At 73.9% G+C, this 18,229-nt stretch carries 17 protein-coding genes; 6 read left to right on the top strand and 11 right to left on the bottom strand.

Translation table 11 applies throughout. The annotated features are described in order from the left end of the window. The first annotated feature begins 34 nt into the window (after positions 1-34). From VKA29_RS29525 to VKA29_RS29535, 3 genes are read left to right on the top strand one after another with little or no spacing between them, the layout of a single operon-like run. Complete coding sequence (locus tag VKA29_RS29525; RefSeq protein WP_324789057.1) at positions 35-562, top strand: carboxymuconolactone decarboxylase family protein; 528 nt, start codon at positions 35-37, stop codon at positions 560-562. Next, positions 559-1,020 carry a carboxymuconolactone decarboxylase family protein gene (locus VKA29_RS29530; protein WP_324789058.1) on the top strand — a complete coding sequence of 154 codons (462 nt, stop codon included), beginning with the start codon at positions 559-561 and terminating at the stop codon, positions 1,018-1,020. Before VKA29_RS29525 ends, VKA29_RS29530 begins: the two co-directional genes overlap by 4 nt. Then, on the top strand, positions 1,017-1,739 hold the full coding sequence (locus VKA29_RS29535; RefSeq protein ID WP_324789059.1) for an isocitrate lyase/phosphoenolpyruvate mutase family protein: 723 nt from the start codon (positions 1,017-1,019) through the stop codon (positions 1,737-1,739). The genes VKA29_RS29530 and VKA29_RS29535 overlap by 4 nt, the downstream gene beginning before the upstream one ends. 192 nt (positions 1,740-1,931) lie before the next feature. On the opposite strand, the gene VKA29_RS29540 is transcribed toward VKA29_RS29535, so the two are convergent. The 7 genes from VKA29_RS29540 to VKA29_RS29570 all read right to left on the bottom strand — a co-directional run bounded on the left by VKA29_RS29540 (position 1,932) and on the right by VKA29_RS29570 (position 10,003). Continuing rightward, the gene (locus VKA29_RS29540; protein WP_324789060.1) at positions 1,932-3,155 is read right to left on the bottom strand and encodes a hypothetical protein; all 1,224 of its coding nucleotides are present in this window, start codon (positions 3,153-3,155) and stop codon (positions 1,932-1,934) included. Positions 3,156-3,165: 10 nt separating this feature from the next. After that, complete coding sequence (locus VKA29_RS29545; protein WP_324789061.1) at positions 3,166-3,525, bottom strand: hypothetical protein; 360 nt, start codon at positions 3,523-3,525, stop codon at positions 3,166-3,168. Beyond that, a complete protein-coding gene (locus VKA29_RS29550) occupies positions 3,515-5,296 on the bottom strand; it encodes a hypothetical protein (RefSeq protein WP_324789062.1) in 1,782 nt (593 codons plus the stop codon). The genes VKA29_RS29545 and VKA29_RS29550 overlap by 11 nt, the downstream gene beginning before the upstream one ends. Before the next feature lie 255 nt (positions 5,297-5,551). Continuing rightward, positions 5,552-6,541: a malate dehydrogenase gene (locus VKA29_RS29555; protein WP_324789063.1), complete on the bottom strand. Its 990-nt coding sequence runs from the start codon at positions 6,539-6,541 to the stop codon at positions 5,552-5,554. Positions 6,542-6,931: 390 nt separating this feature from the next. Then, entirely contained in the window at positions 6,932-8,137 is a 1,206-nt protein-coding gene (locus VKA29_RS29560) for a helix-turn-helix domain-containing protein (RefSeq protein WP_324789064.1), read from the bottom strand. Between the two features lie 557 nt (positions 8,138-8,694). Beyond that, a complete protein-coding gene (locus VKA29_RS29565) occupies positions 8,695-9,159 on the bottom strand; it encodes a DUF3017 domain-containing protein (protein ID WP_324789065.1) in 465 nt (154 codons plus the stop codon). Further along, positions 9,149-10,003 (bottom strand): bifunctional methylenetetrahydrofolate dehydrogenase/methenyltetrahydrofolate cyclohydrolase, encoded by an 855-nt coding sequence (locus VKA29_RS29570; protein WP_324789066.1) that lies wholly within the window; start codon positions 10,001-10,003, stop codon positions 9,149-9,151. Before VKA29_RS29570 ends, VKA29_RS29565 begins: the two co-directional genes overlap by 11 nt. 282 nt (positions 10,004-10,285) lie before the next feature. On the opposite strand from VKA29_RS29570, the gene VKA29_RS29575 reads away from it, so the two are divergent. Continuing rightward, the gene (locus tag VKA29_RS29575) at positions 10,286-10,915 is read left to right on the top strand and encodes a hypothetical protein (protein ID WP_324789067.1); all 630 of its coding nucleotides are present in this window, start codon (positions 10,286-10,288) and stop codon (positions 10,913-10,915) included. A gap of 221 nt (positions 10,916-11,136) precedes the next feature. Here VKA29_RS29575 and purH read toward each other — a convergent pair whose 3' ends face one another. After that, positions 11,137-12,702, bottom strand: a complete 1,566-nt coding sequence (gene purH, locus VKA29_RS29580; RefSeq protein WP_324789068.1) for a bifunctional phosphoribosylaminoimidazolecarboxamide formyltransferase/IMP cyclohydrolase — start codon at positions 12,700-12,702, stop codon at positions 11,137-11,139. Beyond that, positions 12,699-13,328 (bottom strand): phosphoribosylglycinamide formyltransferase, encoded by a 630-nt coding sequence (purN, locus tag VKA29_RS29585; protein ID WP_324789069.1) that lies wholly within the window; start codon positions 13,326-13,328, stop codon positions 12,699-12,701. The genes purH and purN overlap by 4 nt, the downstream gene beginning before the upstream one ends. 278 nt (positions 13,329-13,606) lie before the next feature. On the opposite strand from purN, the gene VKA29_RS29590 reads away from it, so the two are divergent. Then, complete coding sequence (locus VKA29_RS29590) at positions 13,607-14,443, top strand: hypothetical protein (protein ID WP_324789070.1); 837 nt, start codon at positions 13,607-13,609, stop codon at positions 14,441-14,443. Between the two features lie 51 nt (positions 14,444-14,494). Here the strand turns inward: VKA29_RS29590 and VKA29_RS29595 are convergent, their stop codons facing one another. Further along, positions 14,495-16,183, bottom strand: a complete 1,689-nt coding sequence (locus VKA29_RS29595) for a DUF6350 family protein (RefSeq protein WP_420718591.1) — start codon at positions 16,181-16,183, stop codon at positions 14,495-14,497. A gap of 96 nt (positions 16,184-16,279) precedes the next feature. On the opposite strand from VKA29_RS29595, the gene VKA29_RS29600 reads away from it, so the two are divergent. Then, positions 16,280-17,110 (top strand): RNA polymerase subunit sigma-70, encoded by an 831-nt coding sequence (locus tag VKA29_RS29600; protein WP_324789071.1) that lies wholly within the window; start codon positions 16,280-16,282, stop codon positions 17,108-17,110. Positions 17,111-17,321: 211 nt separating this feature from the next. Here the strand turns inward: VKA29_RS29600 and sucD are convergent, their stop codons facing one another. Next, positions 17,322-18,206 (bottom strand): succinate--CoA ligase subunit alpha, encoded by an 885-nt coding sequence (gene sucD / locus VKA29_RS29605; RefSeq protein ID WP_324789072.1) that lies wholly within the window; start codon positions 18,204-18,206, stop codon positions 17,322-17,324. Between the last annotated feature and the right edge of the window lie 23 nt (positions 18,207-18,229).

Below are 18,229 nucleotides of genomic sequence, written 5' to 3' on the forward strand. Positions count from 1 at the left end.
TACTCCTGGGCTGCCCGGCTCCTAGGGTCGAGGCATGACCACGAAGGAAACCACCGCCCGGTACGCCCCCGAGCACACCCCCCGCCTGCGCTGGGCGCAGCACGCGCCCGAGGTCTACAAGGCGATGGTCCGGCTGGACGCGGCCGCCCGGCAGGGCCTGGACCCGGCGCTGTACGAGCTGGTGAAGATCCGCGCCTCCCAGATCAACCACTGCGCGTTCTGCCTCGACATGCACACCAGGGACGCGCTCGCCGCGGGCGAGAGCGTGGAGCGGATCGTGCAGCTCAGCGCATGGGAGGAGTCGCGGCACTTCTACACGGAGAAGGAGCTGGCCGCGATCGGGCTGACCGAGGCGATCACCGTCCTCACTGGGGGCACCTCCCGGACGAAGTCTGGGGGAGGTTTCGTGCCGGACGAGGTGTACGACCGCGCGGCCGAGCACTTCGAGGAGGCCGAACTGGCGCAGCTGATCGCCGCGATCACGGTGATCAACGCCTGGAACCGGTTCGGGGTGACCACCCGCATGGTGCCGGGTCACTACCGGCCGGGGCAGCACAAGTGAGCCGCACGAGACTCCTGGACCGGGAGGTCGGCAAGGCGCTGTCCGCGCTCAGCGCCGCCGCGAAGAACGGCCTCGGCGACCCCGCGCTCGCCGAGCTGGTGGTGATCCGGGCCTCGCAGATCAACCACTGCGCGTTCTGCCTCGACATGCATCTGGCCATCGCCCGCAAGCACGGCGTGAGCGAGCGGCAGCTCGGTCTGCTGAGCGCCTGGGAGGAGGCCGGGGACGACGTCTTCGACGCACGCGAGCGGGCCGCGCTGGCGCTGACCGAGGCGGTGACCGTGCCGACCGGGGGCGCCTCCCAGGGAGCTTTCGTGCCGGACGAGGTGTACGAAGAGGCCGCGGGGCACTTCGACGACGTACGCCTCGCCCACCTGATCGCCCTGATCGTCGCCATCAACAACTGGAACCGGGTGATGGTCGGCCGCCGCATCGAGCCCGGGGGGTACACACCGTGAACAAGACCGACGTCTTCCGGGCCCTGCACCGCCGCCGGGATCCCGCGGACCCGCTCGTGCTGCCCGGCCCCTGGGACGCGGCGAGCGCCCGGGCGTGCGCCGGGGCGGGGTTCCCGGCGCTCGCGATCCCCAGCGCCGGGGTCGCGGCCTCGCTCGGGTACGAGGACGGGCGGACCCCGGCCGACGAGATGTTCGCGGCGGTGGCCCGGATCGTGCGGGCCGTGGACGTGCCGGTGTCGGCGGACGTCGAGGGCGGGTACGGGCTGGCGCCGAAGGAACTGGTGGAACGGCTGCTGGCGGCCGGGGCGGTCGGCTGCAACCTGGAGGACTCCGCGGACGGCGTGCTGAAGGACCCGCGGCAGCACGCCGAGTGGCTGGCCGAGGTGCGGTACGCGGCCGGCGGCGAGCTGTTCGTCAACGCCCGCGTGGACACCTTCCTGCGGGGCGAGAACGATCCCGAACGGGCCATCGAGCGGGCCGCGTCGTACGTCGCCGCGGGCGCCGACTGCGTGTATCCCATCGCCGCGCCGGTGAAGGCGCTGCCGCTGCTGCGGTCCGGGATCCAGGGCCCGGTCAACGTGCTGGCGCGGCTGGACGGCGAGGGCCCCTCGCCCGCCGAACTCGGTGAACTCGGGGCCACCCGCGTCACGTTCGGTCCGGGGCTGCAGCGCCGGGCGGCGGCTGCCGTCGGGGAGATCGCCGCTCGGCTCGCCGGCTGAGGGCGCCGCGTCCGGGCGGCCCGTCCGGGCGGCCCGTCCGGGCGGAGCGTGCGGACGGACGGGGGCGGAGCGTGCGGACGGACGGGGGCGAACCGCACGCCGAGGGCGTGACGCGCGTCATGGAGGCGAAGCCGCCTTCGTGCACGCACGGATGAGGGCTGCCGCCAGGGCGCAGGGCGGGCTGCCGCCCGGTCAGTCCAGCGCCGGGTCGGCGTCGCAGGTGGTGTACGGCGGGCAGAACCATTCCAACGCCGTGGTGAGCGCCTTCAGTTCGTCGTCGCGGCCGTCGGATTCGGGGCCGTAGGAGGCGATGGCGTAGATGTTGCCGTCCGGGGCGAAGAAACGCTCGTCCACGACGTGCCAGGTGCCGATGTCGGGCTCGCCCTTGATCCTGTCGGCCAGGTACTCCAGGCGCGAGCCCCGGAACTCGCCGTCGTCGAGGGTCTTCAGGTCCAGTTCCTCGAAACCCGCGGGCTTCCGGGTCTCGGCGGAGAGGTACAGCCGGAAGGATGCGGCCGGGGAGGACTCCTGCACCTGGTAGACCTGCAGCCGGTGCTCGCGGTCCGGGCTGCGGTAGTTGACCACGGCGATGCCGTACTGGGAGGGCACGGTGCTGCGCGTCCACCCTTCGGGGACGGCGACCCTGAAGCCCTCCTCGTCGTCGTGGGACTCGTAGCCGGCGGGAGGCGCGGTGGCCGACGGGGAGGCGGACGCCGCGGACGCGGACGCCGTGGAGGCGGGCGGTCCGGACGACGTCTGTTCGGAGGGCGCGGGACCGGCGGAGGTGCCCGCCGCGGCCCGGCCGTGGCCCGGGTCGTCGTTCTTGCCGACCACCAGGGTCAGTACGAGGCTCACGACGACGCCGACGGCGGCGGCACCGACGACCACGGACCACACGAGCCGCCGCGAGGACCGGCCGGCCGGCGCCTCCGACGACAGCTCCACGGGCGCCGGCCAGCCGAGGCCACCGCCGGCACCGGCACCGGCACCGGCACCGGCTTCACCGTACGGCCAGGCGGCGCCGCCGGTACCGGGCCCGTAGGCCGGCCAACTGCCCGCGCCGGCTGCCGGCGCCCCGGGCACAGCGCCGCCGCCGTCCACCACGGTTCCCCCGGCGCCCGGCCCGTGCCACCCGCTCGCCGGGCCGCCCCCGGGCCAGCCGCTCGCCCGCGCCTCACCGTCGCCCGTCAGGCCGGTGGCTTCGGCTGATCCGGTGGCTCCGGCGGCTCCGGTCGGCGCGCCGGTTCCCCCGGCCGTGCCCGGGCCGTCCGCGGTACCCGCGCCGTCCGCCGCCGGGCCCGGGGCGAACTCCGGCCGGGCCGGCGGCGGCGCCGTCGGCTGTGCCGCCGGAGGGCCTCCCGGAGCGGCGTCCTCCCAGCGTTGGGTGTCCTCGTTCCAGTACCGTCCCCCGCTCATGGTGTTCCTCTCACATCCCCAGCAGGCCGGCCACGGCGCCGGCCGAGGCCAGGACGCTCAACAGCGCCTGGGAGTCGGAGAGGAGGGCGCGCAGACGCTCCCGTCGGGTGGGGTCCGCCTGCCCGGTGCGGGCGAGCTGGTCCTCGGTGTCGGCGAGCGCCTCGTCCAGCGCGGCCGTCCGGGCGGTGCCGCGCACCCGCTCCAGATCGGCGCGCAGCTCGCGCACCGCCTTCAGCAGCGCCTCGGCGTCCTCGTCGCGCACCGCGCCCGGCCCGTGCCGGTGGTGGCTCTCGGCGTGCGCGTGGCTGCCGACGGCGAAAGTGCTGTGCGAGACGTCGCCGAAGTTGACGGTGGGTTCCTCACTGGCCATTGCTGTCGGCTCCCTTCTGCGGCGCGGTGCCGCCCGAGACGGTGGATGCGGTGGATGCGGTGGATGCGGTGGCGTGGCTGCCGACGGCGAAGGTGGAGTTGTCCACCCGGCCGATGTTCACGTCCCCGTTGCTGATGTTCACGATCTTCTGGGCGAACTCGCCGGTCTCGTAACCGCATTCGGCCAGCGCGGCCCGTACGCCGTTCGCCACCCGGTCCTGCAGGCTGCGCAGGTAGCGGGCGACGTCCATGTCCTGGAAGAGGGAGCCGGCCGGGGCCGAACCCAGCTCGCGCACCGACAATTCGGGCCCGTCGGGCAGGGCGCCCGCGTAGCCGCCGGTCAGCAGCCGCCACACGTAGGCCAGGCCGCGGCCGAGCTGGGCCAGCGAACGGCCGGCGGACGCGGGCACCAGGACGATCGCCCCGGCGGCCTTGCCGAGTGCGGTGTTGTTGCGGAACCGGTGTGCCGCACGGTCGGCGTCCTTGAAGTCCTGGCGGACCGGGTTCAGCACGTGCGGGGCGACCTCCAGCATGAGCATCCGGCCCTGGGTGTGGATGCGCACGAAGACGGTGACGACCAGCTCCTCCTCCCAGCCGCCGACCCGGATGCGCAGGAAGTGCCGCCGCTTCTCCGCGCCCTCCTCGACCGCGCGCGCCCGGTGCTCCTCGAAGGCGGCCGCGGTGTACGGCGCCTGGTCGCGGCTGAGCAGGCCCTCGACGGGCAGGAACACGCACTCGTCGATCTCCAGCCGGCGCAGCCGGTCCCGGACGCCGGGGCCGGCGTGCGCCGACGGCACGCGGAGCTGTTCGAGCAGTGGCCGGATCTTCTCCAGGACGGTGCGGTTGCTGAGCGGCTGCTGGTGCTTGGTCAGCTCGTCGCGCTTGAGTTCCACGGCGAGCACCCAGGTCTCGTGCGCCGTTCCCGCCCCGCAGAACGGGCGCGCCTCGTGGTACATGACCAGCGGCGCGTGCTGTTCGAGCCGGATGCGCTGCTTCAGCCGCTGGAAGCGCGGGTTGTCGGACTGCTCGGCGGGGTCGCCGGCGGCGTCCGGGAAGCGCTGCGGGGAGAGTTCGGTGGCCAGCGCGCGGCCGAACTGATTGCGCTGGGCATGCGCGCACCATGCGATGAGCGCGAACACGCCGAGGGCGAGCCAGGCCTGCCAGGGCTTCGCCAGGCCCTGGAGGGCGTCGGCGCTGGGGACGAGGACGTCGGTGGCGCTCCCGGAGCCGGAGGAGCCGTAGTAGCCGTCGTACGACGAACCGTTGGAGGAGGAGTCGTCCGAACCGGCGCCGCCGAACGCCTGGTAGACCGTCAGGCCCAGCAGCGCCGCGAACGCGATACGGCCCCACCAGCGGACGAGGAACGCGGCGGCCAGCCGGTACAGGGGCGGCTGTGCGGCACGGCCCCTGATCCAGGGGGCGACGGCGAGGGCCAGGCTGGACCACAGGAAGAAGAGCAGCAGCCCGCCGCTGAGCGCCCCGCCGACCGCCCACAGGCCGATGACCGCTCCCGCCCACAGCAGTTCCTGGCGGCGGGCGCGCAGGGCGTGGGCCAGGACACGGGCGGCGTCGAAGCCGAGTGACGGCGCGACGATCCGCTGTTCGTTGAGGTGGAGCTGCTCGATGACCCGGTCGCGGTAACCGGAGTCCAGGTAGGCGCCCGCGCACAGCAGCCGGGTCGCCTCGCTGGCGTGCGGCGGGGTGGGCGGTGCCGGCGGCGCTCCCGCGGGCGTCGTCGGCTGCGGTTGCTGCGGCACGTAGGCGGTGCTCACGCCAATCCCCCGATGCGTGGAAAGACCGTTCTCAGACGTCCGGCTGACAGGCCATCAGCATAGGGGGACGGGAAGGTCCCGCGACACCGGATTCCCCGCGGACCGCCCCTCGCGGGTGCCGCTGCGGGCAGCGGCGGCGGAAACGGGCGCGGGCCCCGTCCGGACAGAACCGGAACGGGGCCCGTGCGGGCTGCGCGGCTCGCGCCGCGCGGGGTGTGCGGGCTCCTGGCGGGGAGCGCCGGGGCCGCGGAGCCGTCAGACCAGGCCGAGCGAGCGGACCGCCTCGCGCTCCTCCTCGAGCTCCTTGACGGAGGCGTCGATGCGGGTGCGGGAGAACTCGTTGATCTCCAGGCCCTGGACGATCTCGTACTTGCCGTCCTTGCAGGTGACCGGGAAGGAGGAGATGAGGCCCTCCGGGACGCCGTAGGAGCCGTCCGACGGGATGCCCATGGAGGTCCAGTCGCCCTCGGCGGTGCCGTTGACCCAGGTGTGGATGTGGTCGATGGCGGCGTTGGCGGCGGAGGCGGCGGACGAGGCGCCACGGGCCTCGATGATCGCGGCGCCGCGCTTGGCGACGGTCGGGATGAAGTCCTCGGCCAGCCACTTCTCGTCGTTCACGGCCTCGGCGGCGTTCTTGCCGGCGACCGTGGCGTGGAAGATGTCCGGGTACTGGGTGGCGGAGTGGTTGCCCCAGATGGTCAGGCGCTTGATGTCGGCGACCGTGGTGCCCGTCTTCTTCGCGAGCTGGGTGAGCGCGCGGTTGTGGTCGAGGCGGGTCATGGCGGTGAAGCGCTCGGCGGGTACGTCCGGCGCGGCGGCCTGGGCGATCAGCGCGTTGGTGTTGGCCGGGTTGCCGACGACGAGGACCCGGATGTCGTCCGCGGCGTTGTCGTTGATGGCCTTGCCCTGCGGCTTGAAGATGCCGCCGTTGGCCTGCAGCAGGTCACCGCGCTCCATGCCCTTGGTGCGCGGGCGGGCGCCGACGAGGAGGGCGACGTTGGCGCCGTCGAAGGCCACGTTCGGGTCGTCGGTGATGTCGATGCCCTGCAGGAGCGGGAACGCGCAGTCGTCCAGCTCCATGGCCGTGCCCTCGGCGGCCTTCAGCGCCGGGGTGATCTCCAGCAGGCGGAGCTTGACCGGCACGTCCGCGCCGAGCAGCTGGCCGGAGGCGATGCGGAAGAGCAGGGCGTAACCGATCTGGCCGGCCGCGCCGGTGACGGTGACGTTCACGGGAGTGCGGGTCATGGCGTTCTCCGTATGACAGCTGGCGGTGGGCGTCCTTGCCCGGGGGTGCGGACGTGCGGATGATCGATCTCTTGGTATCAAGAGATCCACCGGTCAGGCTATCGCGCATCCGGGATGCCGGACGTCCGGGGTTGTGTGGCCCGTCCCACAGAGTGACGCCGCCGCAACACGGGACGCCGCCGGCCGCGGCCCGGGAAGGCGGCGCGAGCCGGGTCGGCGGCGCGCGACATGGGACGGCGGCCGCCCGTCCGGGAGAGGAGGGACGGAGACGGCCGCCTGGTGGGGGTCCCGACTGTGCCGGACTCCCGTGGGGGTACGGTTCGCGTGCCCGGGACGCGGACGCCTAATCCCTGCGCCGGGATTTTCTTTCGCGGACGTCCCCCGCCCGGCTCACTTCGTGCAGCCCTGCTGCCCGGACGCCAGCGTCGCGCACGCCGTCGCGTCGCCCGGGTCCCGCACGCCCACCATCGGCGTGTACGCGATCGTGTCGCCCGCCGTGGTGATGCTGTCGGTCTGCCGGGCCTTGCCCGCCGACACCCGGACCTGGTCGCCCTGGACGCCCTGGGTGATGCGGCCCCAGGCGGCGTCGCACGTCTCGCTGTAGCGGACCTCGACGGTGGTCGTGCCGACGGTCGCGGTCTTGGCGGTGGTCACCGCGGTGGCGTCCTTGGTGCAGCCCATGCTCTCCGCGTCCTTGCCGGTGCAGGAGTCGCCGCTGCACTTCACGCCGGGCGGCAGCTCGGTGGCGACGTCGGCGGAGGGCGACGGGGACTTCTTCCCGCCCTCGTCGGCCTTGCCCCCGCCGTCGGCCAGGAAGAACACGCCCGCGATCACGACCAGCACACCGACGGCGCCCGCGAGGACCATCGTCAGCCGCCGCTTGCCGCCGCCCCCGCCGGCGGACCCGCCGCCGCGCCGCGGTCCCTGCGCGGGGTCGGCGTACGGGCTCGGGGTGCCCGGTGTCCGGCCGGCACCGCCGGGGGCCGGCGTCCCGGCACCCGGACGGCGGCCGCCGGACGCGGCCGGGCCGCGGTAGCCGGCCATGTTCCACGAGTTGGTGCCCTGTCCGCCGGAGGACGGCCCGGCGCCCGCGGCGCCGCCCCCGAGCCGCGGGCCCGTCCCGTCGTCCGCCGGGTCCGGCGCCGGACGCGGCGGCACCGTCGGGGCGACGCCCGCCGGTCCGGCGACGCCGGGTGTCGGCGCCGCTCCGCCGCTCCTGCGGGACTGCTTGCCCCTGGCGTTCGCCGGGGGCGTGGCCAGTTCGCTGAGCGCGGCGCGCGCCTGCGAGATCCGGATCGCCTCCATGGTCATGTCGTGGCGCATCTCCGAACGGCTCCAGGCACGCTCGGCGAGCTCCCACATCGTCGTCAGGTGGATCGGGTTGGTGCCGGTGACCTCGGCCAGCGCGACGATGGCGCCCTTGGGCGCGAGCAGCCGGCCGTTCAGGTAACGCTCCCAGGACGTCTTGCTGTAGCCGGTACGGTCGGCCACGGACGCGATGCTCAGTCCACTGCGGTCCACGAGCCGCCGCAACTGGCTCGCGAACTCCCTGATCTGCGGATCCAGGTCCTCCGGCAAGGCCTTCCAACGAGGCATTGCTTCCCCCCTCTTCCCCCGGGTGTGGTGCTGTTCTCCGCCCCCGCGCGTGGTGCCCTCCGCCGAGACCCCTCCGGCTGCCCACAGGGATGCGCCGACTCAGGATCTCAGTTCCCGGGGTGGGGGCGCACGGGCGCGTCGGGGCCGGGCGTGCACCGTCGCACGCCGGCCGGGACCCGGTCCAGTCTCCCACCGACCGCCGTCAGTCACGCCGGTCGGGCCGGTCACGCCGATCGCGCGGTCATGCCGGTCGCGCCCGTCACGCCGGTCACGCCGGTCGGGCAGGCGTCGGCGCTGTCTTCGGCGCTGTCGTCGGTTGCCCGGTCGGTGCGAGGGACGGCGCCGGGCGGTGTGCGGTTCCCTCGTCCGTGGCGAAGCGCGGACACCGTAGCGAAACGGTCACCTCCGTGCCACAGCGCGCGGACAGCCGTTGAACAGGCGGTTCACCGCGGGAGAGGGTTGATCCGGGCGGCGGCCCGTCCTTGCTCGGGGGAGGGGACGGGCCGACGCCGCGCGGGGCCGACGCCGCGTGGAGCGCCCCCGGGCGGGCCGTTCCGCTAACCGCTGACCGTGAAGTGCAGGGTGTCCTTCAGGAACGGGATCTGCAGCCAGGGGTTCGGCTGGACCATCAGCGCCAGCAGCACGATCGCCAGCCCGAGGGCCCCGTAGGTGACGATGTCCGTGAAGCGGGAGCGCACGGCGAGCATGCCGACGTCGGGCAGCAGCCAGCGCAGCACACCGCCGGCGACCAGCGCGACGCCGATCAGCAGCGTGCCGTACCGGAAGGCGTCGAGAGCGGTCAGCAACAGGCCGAACGCGACCAGGCCCAGCACGGTGAGGACCGGCCACTGCCGGGCGGGCGCCGGGGCGTCGCCCGGCGCGGCCCGGCCGCCGCCCTCGGGGCGGGCGGTGTCCCTGGTGAACAGCGGGAAGCGGCGGGTGACGCGGCGCGGCCTGCCCTCGGCGTCCGGCGCGCTGACCGCGTCCCGCACCTGGAGGTCGTCGGAGTCCTCAGCCTGCACGGCGCTCCGCCGCCTCGACCACGTTGACGAGCAGCTGGGCCCGGGTCATCGGACCGACGCCGCCGGGGTTGGGGGAGATCCAGCCGGCCACCTCGGCCACGTCCGGGTGCACGTCGCCCACGATCTTGCCCTCGGCGCTGCGGGAGACACCCACGTCGAGGACGGCGGCGCCCGGCTTGACGTCCTCCGGACGGATCAGATGGGCGGAGCCCGCTGCCGCGACGATGATGTCGGCACGCCGCAGGTGCGCCGGCAGGTCGCGGGTGCCCGTGTGGCACTGGGTCACCGTCGCGTTCTCGGAGCGGCGGGTGAGCAGCAGCGGCATCGGCCGGCCGATGGTGACACCGCGGCCGACGACCACCACCTCGGCGCCCTTGATCTCCACGCCGTAGCGGCGCAGCAGGGTGAGCACGCCGTTGGGGGTGCAGGGCAGCGGGGCCGGCTCGTTCAGGACCAGGCGGCCGAGGTTCATCGGGTGCAGGCCGTCGGCGTCCTTGTCGGGGTCCATCAGCTCCAGGATGCGGTTCTCGTCGATGCCCTTGGGCAGCGGCAGCTGGACGATGTAACCGGTGCAGGCCGGGTCCTCGTTCAGCTCGCGCACGACCGCCTCGATCTCCTGCTGCGTCGCCGTGGCCGGCAGCTCGCGCTGGATGGAGGCGATGCCGACCTGGGCACAGTCGCGGTGCTTGCCGGCGACGTACTTCTGGCTGCCGGGGTCGTCCCCGACCAGGATGGTGCCGAGGCCGGGCGTGATGCCCTTCTCCTTCAGCGCCGCCACGCGGGCGGTCAGATCGGACTTGATCGCGGCTGCGGTGGCCTTGCCATCGAGAATCTGGGCGGTCATGGCCCCATCCTCGCGGATGACGGCCCCCCGGTTCCAATCCGGGTCCCTCCGGACGGCACGGTGCCGCTCCCCCGGTGTCCGGCCATGATCAGCGATGTTGCACTTGCACAACACCTGCGGAATGCGGCTGGACAAGTAAGTCACCGGTAAAGAACGATGGCGGAACAGTGCCGCGGGCAGCTCATCGGGGGGACGCACCGCAGACTCGGATTCTTTTCGGATCTTCCTCCGTACGGCGCCGCGCGTCGTCCCCGCACCTGGAGCAACGGAGGAAACCCCGCCATGAGTTTCGGCGATCCCCACAACCCCTACGGCCCGCCCCCGGGCCAGCAGCCGGGCTACCCCCAGGGGCAGCAGCCGGGGTATCCCCAGGGTCAGCAGCCGGGTTACCCCCAGGGCCAGCCGGGTTACGGCTACCCGCAGCAGCAGCCTCCCGGCTACGGTTACCCCGCCGCTCCCGCGCCGCAGCCCTACGGCGGCGCCCCGATGATGACGACGATGCCGGGCACCGTGAGCGCGGCCCGCATCCTGCTCTGGGTCATCGTCGCCCTGCAGCTGCTGGGCGTGGCCCTGTTCGCCTTCAGCGCCGCAACCATCCAGGCCGCCAAGAACGGCTCCCTCGACAACGAGGCGGCCTTCGAGCAGCTCAAGAACTACTCGACCGGCGCACTGTGGGGCTTCACGGTGTTCGCGCTGGCCTGGGGCGTGTTCGCACTCCTGCTGGCGGTGAAGTTCAACACCGGCGGCAACGGCGTGCGCGTCGCGGCGATGATCTTCGGCATCATCACCGCGGTCCTCGGCATCTACCCGTTCATCATCGTCGGCCTCATCCACACGGTGCTCGGCATCCTGATCGCCGTGTTCGTCGGCAACGCCAACGGCAACGCCTGGTTCAACCGAGCGCGTTACTGAGCCGGCGGGGCCGCTCGCGCCGAGCCGTCCAGGCCGTCCAGGCCGTCCGCGCCGCTGACACACGAGGGCCGTGTCCCACCCCGCGGGGAGGGACACGGCCCTGCCGCGTCACACGGACGCCGCGATCGACGGACGCCCTGATCGACGGACGTCGCGGTCGGGCGACGCCGCGGTCAGCGGCTGCCGCGGTCAGCGGCTGCCGCGACCGGGCGACGTCGCGATCAGTGGAAGAAGTGCCGGGTACCGGTGAAGTACATCGTGATGCCCGCCTTCTCCGCGGCCTCGACGACCAGTTCGTCGCGGACCGAGCCGCCGGGCTGGACGACCGCCCGGACACCGGCCTCAGCGAGGATCTCCAGACCGTCGGGGAAGGGGAAGAACGCGTCCGAGGCAGCGTAGGCGCCGCGCGCCCGCTCCGCGCCGGCCCGATCCACCGCGAGCTTCGCGGAGTCCACGCGGTTGACCTGCCCCATGCCGACGCCGACCGAGGCGCCGTCCTTGGCGAGCAGGATGGCGTTGGACTTCACGGCCCGGCACGCCTTCCAGGCGAAGGCCAGCTCGGCGAGCTCCGCCTCGGACAGCGCCTCGCCGGTCGCGAGCGTCCAGCCCGCGGGGTCGTCGCCGTCGGCCTGGAGGCGGTCGGTGACCTGCACCAGGACGCCGCCGTCGACGGGCTTGACCTCGACCGGGTTCGCCGGGGCGCCGGGCGCCCTCAGCACGCGGATGTTCTTCTTCCTGGCGAGGGCCTCCAGCGCGCCGTCCTCGTAGTCGGGCGCGACGATGACCTCGGTGAAGATCTCCGCGACCTGCTCCGCCATCTCCTTGCTGACCGGACGGTTGACGGCGATGACACCGCCGAACGCCGACAGCGGGTCGCAGGCGTGCGCCTTGCGGTGCGCCTCGGCGACGTCCGCGCCGATCGCGATGCCGCACGGGTTGGCGTGCTTGATGATCGCGACGCAGGGCTCGGCGTGGTCGTACGCGGCACGGCGGGCGGCGTCCGTGTCCGTGTAGTTGTTGTACGACATCTCCTTGCCGTGCAGCTGCTCGGCCTCGGCGAGGCCGGCCTGCGTGCCGTCGACGTAGAGGGCGGCGGGCTGGTGCGGGTTCTCGCCGTAGCGCAGGGCGTTCTTGCGCTCCCAGGTGGCGCCGAGGAAGTCGGGGAACTGCGACTCGTCGACGGGCGCGTAGGAGGAGGCGAACCAGCTCGCGACGGCGACGTCGTAGGCGGCGGTGTGCTGGAAGGCCTCGGCGGCGAGCCGCTTGCGGGTGGCGAGGTCGAAGCCGCCCTCCTTGACGGCGGCCAGGACGTCGGCGTACCGGGCGGGGCTGGTGACGACCGCGACCGAGGGGTGGTTCTTGGCGGCGGCGCGGACCATCGACGGGCCGCCGATGTCGATCTGCTCGACGCACTCGTCGGGCGTGGCGCCGGAGGCGACGGTCTCCCGGAACGGGTAGAGGTTGACGACGACGAGGTCGAACGGCTCGACACCCAGCTCGGCGAGCTGCTCCCGGTGGCTGTCCAGGCGCAGGTCGGCGAGGATGCCCGCGTGGACCTTCGGGTGCAGGGTCTTGACCCGGCCGTCCAGGCACTCGGGGAAGCCGGTGAGCTCCTCGACCTTGGTGACGGGGACGCCGGCGGCGGCGATCTTCGCGGCGGTGGAACCGGTGGAGACGAGCTCCACGCCCGCCTCGTTCAGGCCGCGGGCGAGCTCCTCGAGCCCGGTCTTGTCGTAGACGCTGACGAGCGCCCGGCGAATCGGCCGCTTGTTGCTCTCGGCGGTCACTGGATAACTACCTTTCGTCCCTCGATGCGATAGCCGTTGCGGGCGAGGCGCCCCACGACCTCGACGAGCAGCCTTCGCTCGACTTCCTTGATGCGCTCGTGCAGAGCGCTCTCGTCGTCCTCGTCCCGGACCTCCACCACGCCCTGGGCGATGATCGGTCCGGTGTCGACGCCGTCGTCGACGAAGTGGACGGTGCAGCCGGTGACCTTGGCGCCGTACGCGAGGGCGTCCCGCACACCGTGGGCCCCGGGGAAACTGGGCAGGAGCGCGGGGTGCGTGTTGACGAACCGGCCGCCGAATCGGGCCAGGAACTCCTTGCCCACGATCTTCATGAAGCCCGCCGAGACCACGAGGTCGGGCCGGTACGCGGAGACGGCCTCGGCCAGGGCGGCGTCCCACGCCTCACGGGTGTCGTGGTCCTTGACCCGGCACACGAAGGTGGGCAGTCCGGCGCGCTCGGCGCGGGCGAGGCCCTCGATGCCCTCCCGGTCCGCGCCGACGGCCACGATCTCGGCTCCGTACGCCTCGGCGCCGGTGGTCGCGATGGCGTCGAGGAGCGCCTGCAGGTTCGTACCGGATCCGGAGACCAGCACGACGAGGCGCTTGGCCACGGGCTTGGCGGCCACGGCGGGGCCCTTTCTCGGGGAGGCGTTTGTATGGTCGTACGAATGCTTCGCGCCCCCGGATACGGGGAAGTCTACGAAGCGGCCGACCGTCAGCAACGATACCGGCACACCGGACGGCCCCCGTGGGACGGGGGCGTGGCCGGAAGGTAGCGTCTGCGGGGAGCGGGCTCGGGAACGCGGCAGGCGTGCGGAGCGTTTCCGGGATGACAGCTCAGGCCGGGCCGGTCCGCCGGACCCACCACAGCCACCGTACTCGCCAAGGGGAAGACGCTCACTTGATGCCGGACCGCAGTCTGCGACTCCTCGCCCTCCCCCCGCTTCCGGCGCAGGAAGGGGAGCACAGCCGCGTGCTGCTGCGGGAGCGGCCCGCCTCGCCTCCCGACGCGCCCTCGGGCGGGACGAGGGGTGACGGGCGTGAGGGGGGCGCGCGGGAGGACAACCCGTTCGCGCCGCCGCCGGAGGGCGCTCCGGACCGGCCCTGGCAGCCGCGCGGCCCGGTGGGACGGGACTCCGGGGGCCGTGGAGGGTCCGGCGGTTCCGGGGGCTCGGGGGACTCGGGGGACTCCGACGGCACGTCCGGCGAGGGCGGGCATTCGCCCTGGGGCAGCCAGTGGAGCGACCGCCAGCCCGGCCGCTCCTCCGGCGGCTTCGGTGAACGCCCCGGCGCTCAGCGCGGCGACAGCGAGGGCCCGGCCCCCAAAAGCCCCGGCCCCGGCGCGAACATGCGCTGGGACCCCACCGACCCGGTCCAGCGCCGTGCCCGGTACGCGCTGCTGGGCGGCATGTGGGCGTTCTTCTTCTCCCTGTTCGGCTGGCCGTACGTGGCCCTGCTGCTCGGCGCGCTCTCCGTGTACTGGGGCATCAGCGCGCTGCGTGCCAAGCCGCGCGCCGGCGCCGGCCCGGAGGCGGCCGGCCGCCCGCAGACGACGGCGGCGGTGAGTGGCCTGGTCACGGCGTCCCTGGCCATCGTCCTGGTCGCCGCGAACTTCGCCGCGCACCTGGTCTACAGCGACTACTACACCTGCCGGAGCGACGCCCTCACCAGCGAGGCGAAGCAGTCCTGCAACCAGCACCTGCCGAAGGAACTGCGCGGAGTGCTGGACGCGAACAGCTGACCCACGGCGGCCCGGCTCGGGTCACGGCGGCTCGGGTCACGGCGGCTCGGGTCACGGCGGCTCGGGCGGCTGCTGCGGTTCATGCGGCTCGCCCGGCTCCTGCGGGCCGGGCGCCTGTGCCCGGGGGTTCGGGGGCAGGGCGTCCCAGGGCCGGAAGCCGGCGTCGTCCAAGCCGGGGAAGGTGTACGCCTCGGTGTCGTCGGCGCCGGGGACGCCGGCCGGCGGCGGGACGGCGGGCCTGCTGGACGGACGGCGCGCGAATGAGGGCAGCCGCATCCGCAGCCGCGGGCGGCGGCGGGCAGGCTGCACGGATGCGGGCGCGGGTTCCGGTGCGGGCGCGGGTGCGGGTTCCGCTGCGGGTGCGGGTTCCGCTGCGGGTGCGGGCGCGGGTCCGGGCGCGGGTTCTGGTGCGGGGCCGGGTACCGGTGCGAGGCCGGGTCCGGGTGTGGGTGCGGCGTCGTGGTGGCGGGGTCGTCGGGCCAGCGCCGTCGGGAGCGCCGTGACCGCCGTCCACAGCAGGGCCGCACCGCCCGTCTGCCACCACACCGGACCGAACCGGGCGAGCGCCGCCACGCCGAGCGGCCCGCCCGCCAGGGCCGCGAGCACCGCCATCGCGCCCCCGCACATCAGCGCCGCCAGCGCGGCCGTTCCGGCGGTCCACCGACGCGAGCGGACGGCGTCCCCGTCCGCGGCCCGCCCCACGAGCCACCCCACCGTCACCCCGGCCGCCGCCGGCACCAACCCCGCCGCCGCCCAGTTCGCCGGGCCCCCGGCCCCCGGTTCCGGCACCGCCGCCAGGAGCGGGAACGACGGCGACGAGGACACCGGCGCCGACGAGAGGGGCGCGACGACATGGCCGGCGTTCAGGAAGAAACCGGGGCCGAGCGCGTACGCCGCCGCCCAGACCGTCGCGTTCGGCAGCAGCGCCACGCACAGCAGCAGCACCGCGAACCGGCCGGACCAGTCCTCCGTCAGCCGCAGCAGGGACGCCTCCGCCACCCCGCCGTGCCGGACCAGGGAGACCGCCAGCAACAGTGCCCCGCCGCCGACGAGCACCGCCGCCCCGCCCGCCCCGGCCCGTGCGGCCACGACCAGGCGGTCCCGGGCATCGGCCCCCCGCAGGAACCGTCGCACCGACGCCGGCAGGGCGACCGGCACGCCGTGCACCGCCCCGTACGGACGGCCGTACGCCGTCCACACGCCCGCCCCGGCCGCCGCCGCGGCGACCAGCGGCAGGCTCACCGCGGTCGCTGCCCACGAGGGCCGCAGCTCACCGCCCGACGCGTACAGCGCGGCGGCCGCGGCGACGGCGAGGTAGCCGACGACGACGCCCGTCCAGGCCGTGCGGCCCGGCACGAGCGGTTCACCGATCTCACCCGCGTCCGTCGCGTCCCGGGCCGCCCGGTGCACCAGCCACACGGGAAGCGCGAGGAGCAGCAGCGGGGTGACGCCGACCGGCGCCGGGACACCGGAGAGGGTGTCGGTGCGGACCAGTTCCGCGCCGTGCGCGAGCAGCCACAGCGCGGCGGCGACGTGCAACACGCCGCGGGGCCCGGTGTCCGGGTACGGCGAGCTGATCCACAGCACGGTCACCAGCATGGCGAACGCCCCGAGCCCGAGCCCGGCGGCGACCGCACCGCCCACGAGGCCGACGGCCGGCCGGGGCTCTCGGCGGTTCCTCCGGGCCGGCCGCGGCGGTGACGGCGATCGGCGAGGGTTCATCCGGGTCACGCCCGCCATGCTCCCAACGACACGCTCTTTCCCGTCGTAACCGCTGAACCTCGGATGTGTCGCCCAATATACGGTTATGTACTTTTCCGTACGAAGGGGCGCGCAGTGACGCGGAGCCACCGGCCCGGCCGGCAGACCGACCTGACGCCCGCTCAGGCATTCGACGCGTTGTACGCGTTCTGCGCCCCCGCCCTCGTACGGCAGGCCTACCTCCTCACCGGGCGGCGCGAGGCGGCGCGCGAGGCGGTCGAGCGGGCCTTCCACCTCGCCTGGCAACGCTGGCCCGAGGTGGCCCGCGACCCGGATCCCGCGGGCTGGGTGCGGGCGGCGGCACATGAGTGCGCGCTCTCCCCCTGGGACCGCCTCCGCCCGCGCCACCGGCACCCCGAACCGCCGCCGGCCGACCCCGCCCACCGCGCGCTGCTCCAGGCGTTGCGGGACCTCCCGCCGCCCCACCGCCGCACCCTCGTGCTGTACGACGGCGTCGGCCTGGACCTGCCGGAGACCGCGGCGGAGACGGAGGCGAGCACCCCGGCGACGGCACACCGGCTGCTGTACGCGCGCGAGGCGGTCGCCGCGCGCCTGCCGGAGCTGGCGGCCCCCGGAGTACTGCACCGGCGGCTGACCGAGGTGGCCTCCGCGGAACGGCTGCGGGCCACCGCCCCGACGTCCGTGCGCACGAACTGCGAGCGCCGGGCGCGTTTCTGGACCCGGGCGGCGATGGCCTTCACCGCCTCGCTGATCGCGACCACGGCGCTGACCCTGCGCACCGCGCCGACGCACTACGAGCCCCCGGTCCCGCCCGGGGAGACCGTGCAGGGGCTGCCGCCGCGGGTCGCGCCGGGGCCGCTGTCGCAGCGCGAGGCGCGGCTGCGGGCCAAGCTGCGCTCCCAGGTCGTCCGGGGCCCGGACCGACTGCTGCCCGTGCCGCGCTGACGCCCGCCGGTGACGCGCCGCGGTGTCGGCCCCCGGTGACGCGCCGCGGTGACGCATCCCCGGTGACGACGGTGGCCCCCGGTGACGGCGGTAAGCCCCGGTGACGACGGTGGGCCCGCCCCCGGGAAGGGGGCGGGCCCACGAGCCGTACGGACGGCGGTACTGCCGGATTCAGCCGGATTCAGCCGGATTCAGCCGGATTCAGCCGGATTCAGCCGGCCAGGATCTCGCGCGCCAGCTTCGCCGTCTCGGTCGGCGTCTTGCCGACCTTGACGCCGGCGGCCTCGAGGGCCTCCTTCTTCGCCTGCGCGGTGCCGGAGGAACCGGAGACGATGGCGCCGGCGTGGCCCATCGTCTTGCCCTCGGGCGCGGTGAAGCCCGCGACGTAGCCGACGACCGGCTTGGTCACGTTCTCCTTGATGAAGGCCGCGGCCCGCTCCTCGGCGTCGCCGCCGATCTCGCCGATCATGACGATCAGGTCGGTGTCGGGGTCGTCCTGGAAGGCGGCCAGGGCGTCGATGTGGGTGGTGCCGATGATCGGGTCACCACCGATGCCGACGGCCGTGGAGAAGCCGATGTCGCGCAGCTCGTACATCATCTGGTATGTCAGCGTGCCCGACTTCGACACCAGGCCGATGCGGCCCGGCTTGGTGATGTCGCCCGGGATGATGCCGACGTTGGACTGGCCCGGGGTGATGATGCCGGGGCAGTTCGGGCCGATGATGCGGGTCTTGTTGCCCTTCTTGCCGGCGTACGCCCAGAAGGCGGCCGTGTCGTGCACGGCGATGCCCTCGGTGATCACGACGGCCAGCGGGATCTCGGCGTCGATGGCCTCGTCGACCGCGTCCTTGGTGAACTTCTCCGGCACGAAGATGACGGAGACGTTGGCGCCGGTCTTCTCGATGGCCTCCTTGACGGTGCCGAACACCGGTACCTCGGTGCCGTCGAAGTCCACGGTCTGACCCGCCTTGCGCGGGTTCACGCCGCCCACGACGTGAGTGCCGTCACCGATCATGAGCTTGGTGTGCTTCATGCCGGTGGCGCCGGTCATGCCCTGGACGATGACCTTGCTGTCCTTGTTGAGCCAGATAGCCATGGTGTGTTGTGTCCTCGTCCTGA

The organism is Streptomyces sp. H51 (genome assembly GCF_035656535.1).
Lineage (GTDB): Bacteria > Actinomycetota > Actinomycetes > Streptomycetales > Streptomycetaceae > Streptomyces.

Excerpts from the sequence above, each read along its gene's own strand:
- VKA29_RS29525 (WP_324789057.1), top strand. The coding sequence starts at position 35 with ATGACCACGAAGGAAACCACCGCCCGGTACGCCCCCGAGCACACCCCC.
- VKA29_RS29540 (WP_324789060.1), bottom strand. The coding sequence starts at position 3,155 with ATGAGCGGGGGACGGTACTGGAACGAGGACACCCAACGCTGGGAGGAC.
- VKA29_RS29545 (WP_324789061.1), bottom strand. The coding sequence starts at position 3,525 with ATGGCCAGTGAGGAACCCACCGTCAACTTCGGCGACGTCTCGCACAGC.
- VKA29_RS29555 (WP_324789063.1), bottom strand. The coding sequence starts at position 6,541 with ATGACCCGCACTCCCGTGAACGTCACCGTCACCGGCGCGGCCGGCCAG.
- VKA29_RS29560 (WP_324789064.1), bottom strand. The coding sequence starts at position 8,137 with ATGCCTCGTTGGAAGGCCTTGCCGGAGGACCTGGATCCGCAGATCAGG.
- VKA29_RS29570 (WP_324789066.1), bottom strand. The coding sequence starts at position 10,003 with ATGACCGCCCAGATTCTCGATGGCAAGGCCACCGCAGCCGCGATCAAG.
- VKA29_RS29575 (WP_324789067.1), top strand. The coding sequence starts at position 10,286 with ATGAGTTTCGGCGATCCCCACAACCCCTACGGCCCGCCCCCGGGCCAG.
- VKA29_RS29590 (WP_324789070.1), top strand. The coding sequence starts at position 13,607 with ATGCCGGACCGCAGTCTGCGACTCCTCGCCCTCCCCCCGCTTCCGGCG.
- VKA29_RS29595 (WP_420718591.1), bottom strand. The coding sequence starts at position 16,183 with ATGGCGGGCGTGACCCGGATGAACCCTCGCCGATCGCCGTCACCGCCG.
- sucD (WP_324789072.1), bottom strand. The coding sequence starts at position 18,206 with ATGGCTATCTGGCTCAACAAGGACAGCAAGGTCATCGTCCAGGGCATG.